The organism is Streptomyces niphimycinicus (genome assembly GCF_018883605.1).
GTDB classification, from domain to species: domain Bacteria; phylum Actinomycetota; class Actinomycetes; order Streptomycetales; family Streptomycetaceae; genus Streptomyces; species Streptomyces niphimycinicus.
The window spans coordinates 1-10996 of the sequence record NZ_JAHLEM010000706.1; the positions used below are offsets into that span (position 1 = coordinate 1).

Genomic DNA, 10996 nt, shown 5'->3' on the forward strand with positions numbered 1-10996 from the left:
GACCCCTCGTCCAGGAGGAGGTCGATGCGCTCGCGCGCGGTCAGCTTGCCCTTGGCGTGCTGCTTCTCCACCGCGCGCGCGGACCCCGCATGGGTCGCCTCTTCGATACGGCGCTTCAGATCCGCGAGCTTCCCCGCGGTGGTGTGGATGTCGACGTCGGCCGGCTGCGCGGGCTCGGTGCTCACCTCTCGCCTCCCTTCCGAGGGTGGGTGCTGATGACGTGCTGGGCGGTCAGCAGGAGTCCGGTTGCCGGGGCAGCCGTGAAGGAGCTTCCGAGCGGGAATGGCACGACCATCCGCACCGGGGAACTCGGAATGAGGGTGGTCGGCTGATGAAGCGGGGCCGTCAGACCGGCGCCCGGAGGCACCGTTACGTCATTGCGTCTCAGCATTCTTGGCAGGAACGAATCGGTCGGCAGTGGGGGCCGGCGTGGCAGGTGGCGGGCAGGGATCATCGGAGGCACTCCAGAGGTGATGGGCAATGGCCTGTGGGGCCGCACTCAAGGTCAGATGGTGTCGTGGGGGACGTACACGCGCCCCAGACGTCGCGCAGGGCGTGGGAGACCTCGCCGACTGTGGCGCGAAGCCGTAGGGCCTCACGCATCGGGGTCAGGACGTTCTGTAGGACCGCCACTTCGTACTCAGTACCTCCATCGAAGGCAAGTGGTCGCTGGGCGCGGGGAGGGTGGTCGGTCGCCCTGCGGAACCGAGAGATCGCCGGCGCCGTCGTCTGGCTGGGGCACGTAGGCGTCGGTGCCTCAGCGTTCATCGCGGCGGAGTCTCGCAGAGGCGGAAGAGGAGTGCCTGGGGGCCGGACTCGATGCCTTCTGTCAGACACACCGAGGCCCCGGCCCGCACGGTGAGCGGCGGCACGCCGATGACCCTGGAGAACAGCCAGAATCCCTCGGACATGTTGATGGTGGCGAGTGCGCATTGCCTCCCGGGGCGCTGGCTCACGGCCATGACATGACGAATGGCCCCGATGCCGCAACTGAGCTCCCAGGCGAGATCGGTGGAGGCGCAGACGGGGCACAGCAGACGGCGGAAGACTGCGGTCCGGCACCAGTGGCAGCGCTGGAAATACAGCTCTCCACCTCCCACTCCGCCCAGCGGCACCTGCCTGGGGAGGTCCGCCCCTGGGGGCGGGTTCGCGCTCGCGTCGGCCTCCCGTTCGATGGGGGCGCTATCCATGGTTTCGATCGCTGCATGGAGCACGGTGTCCCTCTCCGTCCCCGGCCGAAAACGACCCGTGATGGGAGGCGAGGCCCCGCCGATCACGGCTGTGGCACGGCGCACCGCTGTAGTGGCGTGCACACGAGCCAAGCTATGGCACTGAGTGCCGCAAGTAAAGTACTCAGTTCCAAAAGGGTGTGGGTGCCGGGCGTGATGATGGTGTGCCGACGCGCCGGTTCCTTGTGGTGGCAGGCGAAGGTGTCCCTGGTCGGGTGCAAGGGGCGGTTGGGGTGGAGGTGGCGGGCTCGCTCCTTGCGGGGAAGCCACACCGCGCCGCTCGGCGCCCGATGCCCGATGCCCGGGAAATTCGGTATCCGGTCCCGTCAAGACGAGGCAAGTGGCGTCTGCGCGGTGAGGCGGGGAAGGATGGGGGGTCATGAGCAAGCTACCGGCACGGATCCGACTGGCGGACGCCGCCTTCGCGCTCTTCGACGAGCGCGGATACGAGCAGACGACCGTCGACGACATCGCTGAGCGAGCGGGGCTCGGGCGCACGACGTTCTTCCGGAACTACCGCACCAAGGAAGACGTCATCTTTCCGGACCACGACCGGCTCCTGGCGTTGATCAGAGATCGGCTGGCGACCTCGAGCCACAGCACCGCGCTGGTCGCCGTGTCGGACGCGGTCCGACTCGTACTGCTGCACTACGTGGATGAGGGCGACCTGGCGAGGCGGCGATACGCCCTCACCAGCAAGGTGGCTGCCCTGCGTGACCGGGAGATCGCCAGTGTGGGCCGCTATCAGCGCCTGTTCCGGGAGTTCATCGCGGACTGGATGGGGGGTCCGACGGAATCGGCGTCGCTGAGGGCCGAACTCATGGCCGCCGCGGTGGTCGCCGCCCACAACCACGTGCTGCGTCGCTGGCTTCGGGGCGAGTCGTCCGACCCCGTCGCCGAGGTGGACGAGGCGATGCGTGAGGTGCTCGCCCTCTTTCCGGCGCCCGGCTCCTCACCGGAGCCCGGCGGCACCACCGTCGTCGCGTTCAGGACCGCGCAGGACATCGACACCCTGCTTCCCTCGTTGCGACGTCTGGTCGAGGATGGCGCCGAGCACTGAAGCCGGCTCCGCTTGAACGAGTGATGCCGCGCACAACGGAAACCGGGGCGTGCTGTGGCGTGTTAGCTTCCGGCCGTGGCTTCCCCGGTCCCGAACACATTCCCCCCTGGCGGAACCGCCGGGACCAGCCCAGGAGGCTGCCCGGCGGCGCTCGGCACCCGTGCCCCGCTCGACCCGCTCGATCTCTTCAGCGACGGCTTCGTCCGTGACCCGTACCCCTGGCTGGACCGGCTCCGGGCCGAGGCCCCCGTGCACTACCACCCCGGCACCGGGCTGTGGCTGGTCAGCCGGTACGACGATGTGCGCCGCGTACTGCTTGACCCGGCCCTGTTCCGTCCCGACAACGCCCTTCGGGCAGTTACCCCACTACCGGTCGCGGCGCTGCGGATCCTCGCCCGGGCCGGCTTCACCCTCCCACCCGCGCTCGCCAACAACGGCACTCCCAGCCACCTGGGACTGCGCCGCGTGGTGACCCGATTCTTCAACGCCGAGCGCGTCGCCGCGACCGTACCGGTCATCCAGCGCGTCGCCGAGGACTTGCTCGACGCCGTGCGGTCGCAGATCGACGCCACCGGTCGGTGCGAGCTGTTCAGCTCTTTCGCGCAGGTGCTGCCCTGCCGGGTACTGATGGAGCTTCTCGGCATCCAGGGAGTCACTCCGGCCACCTTGATTCGCTGGAGCGATGCCTCGCTGGAGCTGTTCTGGGGCAGGCCCACTTTCGACCGGCAACTGGAACTGGCGCAGCTCGTCGGCGAGTTCCATCAGTGGCTGACCGACACAGTGCGCGACGATGCCGCCCCGCCCACCTCACTCGTCGGTGCGTTGGCTTCTCACCGTCTGCCCGACGGCGAGCCGCTGGACATCGGGACAGCGGTGGCCGCGTGCTTCTTCGTGTTCATCGCGGGACAGTCCACCACCGGGCAGCTCATCGCCACGGTGCTGCGGCGAGCGCTCACCGAGCCGGGCCTGTGGCAGCACGTGCCGGGGCGGACGGGCCTGGCCGAGGCATGGGTGGAGGAGGTGCTACGCCACGAACCCCCGGTCACCACGTGGCGCCGGGTCACCGTCCGCTCCGCCGAACTGGGCGGGGTGAGCATCCCTGACGGCGCGCCGTTGCTGCTGATGCTGTTGGGCAGCGGATCCGACCCGACGGTCTTCCCCGACCCGGAGCTGATGCGCCCGTATCGGACGAACGTCCGTCATCACCTCGCATTCGGCGTCGGCCGTCATCGCTGCCCGGGCGCGTCCCTGGCGCGCACAGAAGCGGCGGTGGCCTTGCGCATAGCGGCCGGTCGCCTGTCCGGAGTACGGCTGGAGGAAGGCGGGACCGAGTCCCCGATGCTGGGTCTGCTGTCCTTCCGGGCTCCCCTCGGCGTCACCGTCAGTCGATGAACCGGCGACCTGCCGTGTGACCATCGAACGGGATGCCGCGGACGGTTTGCTCTCCGAGCTCAACGAGTACGCGGTCGAGTAGGCGCGGCAGAGCGCCTCTCGGCGTCGGTCGAACTCTGGTTCTTTCGCGTTGCCTTGTGGTGTGATGACTGAGTGTTAGCTCAGGAGGACGCGTTTGCTGACCACGGCGCAGACCGCGCCGAGCCTGCCGGGCGAGGATGCCTGAAGGGTGTCAATATCCCGATCAGGCTGCTGAGCTGGGCGTTTCCTGTGGATGGTGAGGCGGTCGGGGTGGCCTGGTGTGGTACTCGTTGAGCAGTCCATCAAGTACCTGTCGGCGCCTGACCGCGGCAGCAGGCAGGGGGATGACGTTCGGGTCGTCGTCGGGCGCTCGTAGGTCGAGGCCGCGGTGGGCCCGTCTTGCGTTGTAGTGCTCGGCGTACTGGTCGAGGACCGTGCGCAGGTGCGGCGGCGCGCCGCCGAGCTCGGCCTGCCACGGATCGGCGTGCACGACCTGCGACACACCGCGGCCACCATCATGATCAGCTCACGGGTGCCGCTGGCCGTGGTCTCCAAGACTCTGCGCCACTCGACGCTGGCCACCACCGCCAACCTCTACGGCCACCTGCTCCCCCACGCCGCCCGCGACGCCGTCGCCGCCATCGGCACAGCCCTGGAACGCGCCGACCGCAAACACGCCACCGGCGATCCTGGCGGAGCGTCAGAACAGCGGGCGGCCTGAACCTTTCGTCCGCCTCGCTTCCGCTTGGGATTCTCTCTGATGCGGTGCCCCTGGCCAGGGGTGCCGTGGCGGTGGCGCCTCAGCGTTCACCGGGTGTCATCACGTCGCCATCACGTGTCACACGAACGCAATCAGCGGGTCTGCCATCACTGGCAAACCCGCTGGTCACACCGTCGGGACGACAGGATTTGAACCTGCGACCCCTTGACCCCCAGCGGCGCGGAAATTCTCCGCACCGATCCGTATCACGCTGTAGCCGACCGTCGGGGCTCCGTAAACCGCCGTACGAAGACAGGAGAACGACCTCATCAGTCGCCGCCCCGGAGAACACTCACATGGCCAGCACACTCCTATATCCTCACCCCTGTCGACCCAGGTGCCAGAGATCACGGAGGAGGATGAACCGTGAGGGCCGGCCACCGCCGCGAAGCTCCGCGCCAATGCCGCGACCATCCACCAGCTCGGACGTCAGCACGGCTTGCACTCCTTCGCACTCAGCTCCGAACCCGGTGAACTCGTCGCAACCCTGGACGCCGACCGCTCCTACTTCGACGTCACGAGCCGCGTCTGGGTGCATAGGCCGGACGTGGGCGAGAACATTGACCCGCACTCGACATCCGTACAGGTCCCGTGCGTGACCAGGCACGTGGGCGTGTATGCCGCTTTCCGCCGGGCCGTCGCCCGCCTCCGGGACCGGCTCGCCGACGAGCTGCCGGTCCGTGTCTCCTTCGCATTGGCCTTCGCCTCCGCCGAGCATCTGCCGGCCGAACGTGGCCCTCGGCGGCTGGAAGCACGTCTTCACCGACCATCTGCTGACAGCGGTGGACCGCTGCTTGTTCACCCCACAAGGCCACGCGCCGCGCCGGAGGCGGCGAAGGCGGCATCATCGCCGTTACCCAGCCCCCGTCTCCCGACCACACCGCCCCGCTCCAGGATCACCGCACCCTGGTGCGGGTACTCTGGTGCGGGTCCCCTGGTGCGGGTGACCTTCCCCGACGGGACGGCTCGCACCGGCGTCGCCATCTCGTTGCACGGCCAGGCCGGCATTCCCCACGAGACCGCCGGAATGAAGAAACCCGGCGGCCTGGCGAAGGCCACTCGGCAGCACCGCCCGGCCCGAGACGATCGCCGACCTCATTCTGCGAGCTGCACCCCCGCGTGGCTCAATGTGTCTGGTTCGCCGGTGTGACCCTCGTGAACGCGGGAGACTCCTCGCGGGGGATCGATCTCGGTCGCGTGCATGAAATCCAAAAAACGAGCCGCGGCGGGCGAGAGGTCCTGAGAGCAGCGGTACATCACGCCGGTGACCCTGGTTGCTCCCGGAGAATCCACGGGTACCGCGATCAGATCATCCAGACCGAAACCCTGCAACTCCAGGGCCGGCAGAGCTGCCACGCCCACGCCGGCCCGTAGCAGCCCGCGGATCGTCACCGCGCTACAGGCATTGAAGTGGTGGCTCACCGAGATCGAGTGCTTGCTGAACGCGGCGTCGGTGATCGCTCGGATGCTGGTTCCGTGCCGCGTTGCGACCACGGTCTCACCATTGAAGTCCGCCCACGAGATGGAATTCTGCGCCGACCAAGGATGGCTGTGGTGCGCGACGCCGTAGAACTGTTCCCGCAGCAGTGGTGTGAAGCAGAAGCCGTCCGGCAGGTCACCGTGGGCGGTCAAGCCGAGTTCGACAGTCCCACCTTCGAGGCGTTCGACAACTTCATCCGCGGCCCCGTCGATGATCTCGAACTCCACCTCGGGGTGATCCAGCATGAAGCCGCGCATCACGCGCGGCAGCACAGCCGCCGCGAGCGATGGAAGCGCGGCTACGGCGATGGTTCCGGACTGGGCCGCTACGTACGACATGAAGCGGCTCAGTCGCATGTCCATGTCGTCGAGGACGGCGCCCGTCATGAGGAGAAAGGCATGCCCCTCGGCCGTGAGGTCGAGCTGCCGAGTGGTGCGGTCGAACAACCGCACCCGCAGGAGACGCTCGACTTCCTTGATCCTCCTGCTGAGGACTGACTGAGAGATGTGCTCTGCTGCGGCTGCTTTCGTGAAACTGCCGGATGCGGCGAGTGTCCGGACTGCGCGAAGCTGCTGCAACGTCAGGTCAGGGACCGGCATGGCTCCACCTCTTGCCGCATACTCGGGTGGACGTGGCAATCATGACTGAACCTGCGGCCCGGCGGCGTAGTAACCGTTGTCGGCGTGCCCGGCCAGCTCCGAGCGCTGGACCGTTTCCTGCGGCATGCCGCAGGGCACAGGGGTGGCGGACAACAACGGCTGACGGCCACGGCAGGCACGGGATACGACCACCTGATCGTTGATCAACATGTAGAGTGCCATCAGACGAGTGTTCAGTTCTTCGCTCACACATCAAGCTGAACGCCCTCCTCCCACGCCTGCGGACCGATCTCACTTCACGCGATCTTCACGTGATCAACCACCTAGTTCGGCCTCGAGCGCACATGGTTTGCGATCGCCGCATCGTCGTTCGCGCCGTACATGTCGTCGATCAACGTTGCGAACGAGTTCACGACGGCATTGCGCTTGATCTTGCCGTTCGCGGTCCGCTCGCCGCGCTCGGCTTCCAGGGACCGAGGCAGAACGCGAAAGTCCTTCAACTGCTCTACGCGCGCGAGGTCCGCGTTGACCCGAGCGACCTCCGCTCGCAGGCGTTCGGCCAGCACCTCCGCCGACCGGGCGTCTGCGGTTGTGCTCGGTTCGAGCAGGACGGTGAGGTATTTGCGAGCATCGCCGACGACGATCGCTTCGTTGATCAGCGAGCTCTCCTTCAACCGGGTTTCGATGGGCTGAGGATTGATCGTTTTGCCGCCTCGGGTGATGATCACGTCCTTCTTCCGGCCGATGAGCCGGATGTCGCCGTGGGGTGTGCGCTCCATCAGGTCACCGGTGCGGAACCAGCCATCCTGGAAAACAGCCTCGGTCTCCGCCGGGTTGCGCCAGTATCCGTCGAAGAGCAGGGGCGCGCGGATCAGCATTTCGCCATCGTCTGCGACTTTCACCTGGAACCGTGGGTCCGGGAATTCCCTGCCGATGAAGCCCGGACGAGGGAACGGCTGGTCGAAATGAGCGATGGGACACCCGGCCGTCTCGGTGAGACCGTAGTTTTCGCGGAGATCGAGCCCCCAGATCTGCCATATCGCGATGACGCTTTCGGGCATCGCGGCAGATGCGGTGTAGGCAACGCGGATGCGATCCATTCCGACGGTCGCCCGCAGTGGCAAGAACACTCCGCGAAGTGCGGCAGCGTACGCGATTCGCAGCAGTACCGGGGGTCGGCGATGGGACCAGCGGCGTTCGGCTACCCTGCGGCCGACCCACATGGCGGCGTCATAGGCGTAGCGACGAAGTCGCGGCCAGACCTCCGTCCGTGCGATCAGTTCGCCGGCGATCTTCTCGTAGAACCGCGGCGGCCAGAGCACTGCCGTCGGCCGCACCGAGCGCAACACATCTTCGTAGTCACCAATGCGGCAGTATGTGACCACCAGCCGTGAGAGCAGCGGCGCGAACACCGACACCACCGCCGGCGCGACGTGGGCCAACGGCAGGAAGCCCACGACATCGTGCTCGTGGCGGAGGATCTGCGGGTAGAGGCCGACGAAGGTCTGAACCGAGTGCTGAAGCGTGCGGTGCGAGTGTGTGACGCCTTTCGGAACTCCCGTGGATCCCGACGTGTAAAACAGCACGGCGGCATCGTCGAGGGATCCGCCGGCGACCAACTCGGACAGAGGATCGGCGCTGTCGTCGGCGTACTGTGTTCCTTCTTCGCACAGCGCTTCCCACGTTGTCCTCTTGATCACCTCGGGTAGCTCCGGCGGAGTGGCGTCGATTCCGACCACGAGCCGCAGCTTCGGTGTGTGTGCGGCGACCTCCGCCACCTTGATGAGCTCCGTCGTCGTCTCGCCGATGAAGGCGACGGCCTCGCTGTGTGTGAGGAGTTGCTCGATCTCGGCAGGTGAGTTGGTCGGGTAGACGCCGATCACGACGCCGCCGGCACTCTGCACGGCCATCGCGGCGAACACCCACTCCGGGCGTGCGCTGCTCATCACCGCGACGCGATCGCCGTGCTGCACACCTTGCGCGACAAGGCCGAGCGCGAGATCTTGCACGCGATCCCGGTACGTCCGCCACGTGATCGCCTGCATGTCCCCATCACGCCAGTAGCGCAGCGCGACGGCGTCGGGTTCCCTGTTCGCGCGATCGAGCAGCAGCCCCGGTAGCGTCCGGGTTGGCTCGAAATTGGTCAGATCCATGACACGGCCTCTCTTCCAGAGCGGACAAGCCCGGGCCCGATGAGATTCATGCGGCACTCTCCCCGAGGTGCAGGAAGTCACCCCGGTACCACGTCACCGGCTTGCCGCTACCTGTCCGCGCGTCGTGTACACGGCCGATGAGGATCACGTGATCTCCGCCGGGTACGGCTTGCTCCAGTTCGCAACGGATGACTGCCGCCGCATCGGGCAGTAGCGGGTGACCCCTCTCATCGAATTCGAAGGCTCCGTACGCGAACTTGTTTTCACCTTTTGTCGCGAACTTGATCGCCAACTCGGCGTGTGCGTGTGTCACGATGTTGACGATGAACCGCTCAGCCGCCATGAAGACGGGAGAGCAGTCCGCTCCTCGGTCCAGGCACACCAGGACGAGCGGCGGATCGAGCGACAGCGCCGCGAAGGAACTCGCGGTGAACCCGTGCAGCGTGTCTGACGCGCTTCGCGTCGTCACGATCGTCACGCCTGAAGGGAAGCGGGCCAACGCCGAGCGGAAGGCGGCCGGGTCCAGCCCTTGAAATTGATCAACCATGATATCCCTCGCGGGCAGCTCGGGCGGCAGGGTCGTTGAAGACCGTGCGCGCGTCGGCAACCGTGACGCGGAGTTGCTCTTCGACCGGCCAACTGGAAGTCCCTGAGTGAAGGGCCCGTTTCAGCGCCGCGAACACGGCAGATGGTTTCGCCGCTGCCGCCCGCGCGTCCGCCATCGCGATCGCGAGCAGGTCGTCCTGCTCGACCACCTGGTCGACGATGCCCATCCTCTCCGCGTCGAACGCGTCGACGGGCTCTCCGCCCAGCAGGAGGCGCCGGGCCGCGCGGTCACCCAGGACCCCGCGCACTCGAGTGATCCCCTTCACGGCCGGCAGCATCCCGTGGTTGATCTCCGGGAAGACGAAACGCGCCTCAGTCGACGCGTACACCATGTCAGCGAACAGTGCCATTTCGATGCCACCACCGACGCACCAGCCGTTGACCGCACACACCAGCGGCCGGGCAAAGTCCTCCAGCGCGCAGAGCAGCGCGTGAAACGACGCCATCCGCTCGACCATCGAATCGGCGCCGAAGCCGATGGCTTCCTTGATGTCGCCACCCGCGCAGAAGAAGCGCTCACCAGCTCCCGTCAGGACCACTGCGGGGGTGCCGGGGCCGCTGGCAAGGGTTTCCAGCGTCTTTGACAGCTCGCTGACGAGCGAATTGCTGAGCGCGTTCGCCGGCGGGTGGTTCAGAGTGAGTACAACCACGCCGTCCACTTCGTCGGACGCGTGCACAGCGCTGGGCGCTGTGTTGTGCGAGGCAATGCTCATGCTCGCCTTCCCTTAGTTCGCCGGTCCGCCAGCGGCGCGAGCGGAGGGGAAGTCCACGGGGCGCTTCTCCCGGAAAGCCTGGCGTGCTTCGGCGTAGTCGGCACCGGCGAAGTCGAGGATCTCAAGTGCCGAGGACAGCTCGTGCTGAGGCACCGCGTTAGTGAGCCAGGCGTTGAGCGCACGCTTGGTGAAACGGAGCGCCTGCTGGGAACCGCGGGCCAGCTGGGATGCGACCTCAAGGGCGCGGGGCAGCACCTGCTCGCGGGGAACGGACAGGCTCACGAGCCCGATCCGCTCGGCCTCGGTGCCCGTCAGCTTCTCGGAGGTGAGCACGTAGTACTTGGTCTTGGCCATACCGACAAGCAACGGCCAGATGAGTGCGGCGTGGTCGCCGGCGGTCACGCCGACCTTGGTGTGGCCTTCCATCAGCACCGCGTCGTCCGCGGCGATGCTGATGTCGGCGAGAAGCGCGGTCGACAGCCCGTAGCCGACCGCGGGGCCGTTGATCGCAGAGATGATCGGCTTCTCGATGCGCAACATCGTCGCAACCCGCTTGCGTTCGGTCTCCAGCATCGCGAGCGCTTCCTCGGGCGTGGGGTCGGGCTGAGCGACGTCCATCCCGGTACAGAAGGCTTTGCCGGCCCCGGTGATGACGACGACCCGGGTCTGTTCATCGCGCTCGACGTCGGCCCAGATCCGGTTCATCTCCTCGAACATCGGCATAGTGAGCGCGTTGTACCGGTCGGGTCGATTGATCGTGATCAGGAGGATGCCGTTGTCGTGGTGTTCGGTGAGGATATCGCCGGTGCCGTGGTTGTAGAGGTCGGTCATCGGCTGGTCTCCTTGTGGTGTGTGGGGTTGTGCTGGGAGTGGAACTGGTGAAGTGCTTCTTGGTGGGCGGGGCGTGCGGCTCGGATGTCGGCGAGTACGTCGTCGGCGGGGCGGACGACGTTGCGGGGGTTTTTGAAGTGGGGGATGACGTA

The 10996-nt window shown here is 66.9% G+C and carries 10 protein-coding genes and 1 pseudogene; 3 read left to right on the top strand and 8 right to left on the bottom strand.

From position 1 onward, the window contains the following. Together KN815_RS40725 and KN815_RS40730 are read right to left on the bottom strand one after the other, a co-directional pair. Positions 1 to 185: pseudogene (locus KN815_RS40725) on the bottom strand (methylmalonyl-CoA carboxyltransferase); the annotation flags it as partial. Between the two features lie 579 nt (positions 186 to 764). Then, on the bottom strand, positions 765 to 1190 hold the full coding sequence (locus KN815_RS40730) for a zinc ribbon domain-containing protein (RefSeq protein ID WP_216346829.1): 426 nt from the start codon (positions 1188 to 1190) through the stop codon (positions 765 to 767). 418 nt (positions 1191 to 1608) lie between these two features. On the opposite strand from KN815_RS40730, the gene KN815_RS40735 reads away from it, so the two are divergent. The 3 genes from KN815_RS40735 (at position 1609) to KN815_RS40745 (ending at position 4423) form a co-directional block, all read left to right on the top strand. After that, positions 1609 to 2289 (top strand): TetR/AcrR family transcriptional regulator, encoded by a 681-nt coding sequence (locus KN815_RS40735; protein WP_216346830.1) that lies wholly within the window; start codon positions 1609 to 1611, stop codon positions 2287 to 2289. A 75-nt stretch (positions 2290 to 2364) separates the two neighbouring features. Next, complete coding sequence (locus KN815_RS40740) at positions 2365 to 3681, top strand: cytochrome P450 (protein WP_216346831.1); 1317 nt, start codon at positions 2365 to 2367, stop codon at positions 3679 to 3681. A 430-nt stretch (positions 3682 to 4111) separates the two neighbouring features. After that, positions 4112 to 4423, top strand: coding sequence for a tyrosine-type recombinase/integrase (locus KN815_RS40745; RefSeq protein ID WP_253209561.1), 312 nt, complete (start codon positions 4112 to 4114; stop codon positions 4421 to 4423). Between the two features lie 1134 nt (positions 4424 to 5557). Here the strand turns inward: KN815_RS40745 and KN815_RS40750 are convergent. From KN815_RS40750 to KN815_RS40775, 6 genes are all read right to left on the bottom strand, one after another. After that, positions 5558 to 6541, bottom strand: a complete 984-nt coding sequence (locus KN815_RS40750) for a LysR family transcriptional regulator (protein ID WP_216346833.1) — start codon at positions 6539 to 6541, stop codon at positions 5558 to 5560. Between the two features lie 39 nt (positions 6542 to 6580). After that, complete coding sequence (locus KN815_RS40755) at positions 6581 to 6790, bottom strand: hypothetical protein (protein ID WP_216346834.1); 210 nt, start codon at positions 6788 to 6790, stop codon at positions 6581 to 6583. Between the two features lie 74 nt (positions 6791 to 6864). Next, positions 6865 to 8694 carry an AMP-dependent synthetase/ligase gene (locus tag KN815_RS40760; protein ID WP_216346835.1) on the bottom strand — a complete coding sequence of 610 codons (1830 nt, stop codon included), beginning with the start codon at positions 8692 to 8694 and terminating at the stop codon, positions 6865 to 6867. A gap of 46 nt (positions 8695 to 8740) precedes the next feature. Next, positions 8741 to 9241, bottom strand: a complete 501-nt coding sequence (locus KN815_RS40765) for a flavin reductase family protein (RefSeq protein WP_216346836.1) — start codon at positions 9239 to 9241, stop codon at positions 8741 to 8743. Beyond that, positions 9234 to 10013 (bottom strand): enoyl-CoA hydratase/isomerase family protein, encoded by a 780-nt coding sequence (locus tag KN815_RS40770; protein ID WP_216346837.1) that lies wholly within the window; start codon positions 10011 to 10013, stop codon positions 9234 to 9236. Before KN815_RS40770 ends, KN815_RS40765 begins: the two co-directional genes overlap by 8 nt. Before the next feature lie 12 nt (positions 10014 to 10025). Next, positions 10026 to 10844, bottom strand: a complete 819-nt coding sequence (locus KN815_RS40775) for an enoyl-CoA hydratase/isomerase family protein (RefSeq protein WP_216346838.1) — start codon at positions 10842 to 10844, stop codon at positions 10026 to 10028. Positions 10845 to 10996 lie beyond the last annotated feature (152 nt).

Coding starts and splice junctions, on each gene's coding strand:
- KN815_RS40730 (WP_216346829.1), bottom strand. CDS start 1,190: ATGGATAGCGCCCCCATCGAACGGGAGGCCGACGCGAGCGCGAACCCG.
- KN815_RS40750 (WP_216346833.1), bottom strand. CDS start 6,541: ATGCCGGTCCCTGACCTGACGTTGCAGCAGCTTCGCGCAGTCCGGACA.
- KN815_RS40775 (WP_216346838.1), bottom strand. CDS start 10,844: ATGACCGACCTCTACAACCACGGCACCGGCGATATCCTCACCGAACAC.
- KN815_RS40735 (WP_216346830.1), top strand. CDS start 1,609: ATGAGCAAGCTACCGGCACGGATCCGACTGGCGGACGCCGCCTTCGCG.
- KN815_RS40765 (WP_216346836.1), bottom strand. CDS start 9,241: ATGGTTGATCAATTTCAAGGGCTGGACCCGGCCGCCTTCCGCTCGGCG.
- KN815_RS40760 (WP_216346835.1), bottom strand. CDS start 8,694: ATGGATCTGACCAATTTCGAGCCAACCCGGACGCTACCGGGGCTGCTG.
- KN815_RS40770 (WP_216346837.1), bottom strand. CDS start 10,013: ATGAGCATTGCCTCGCACAACACAGCGCCCAGCGCTGTGCACGCGTCC.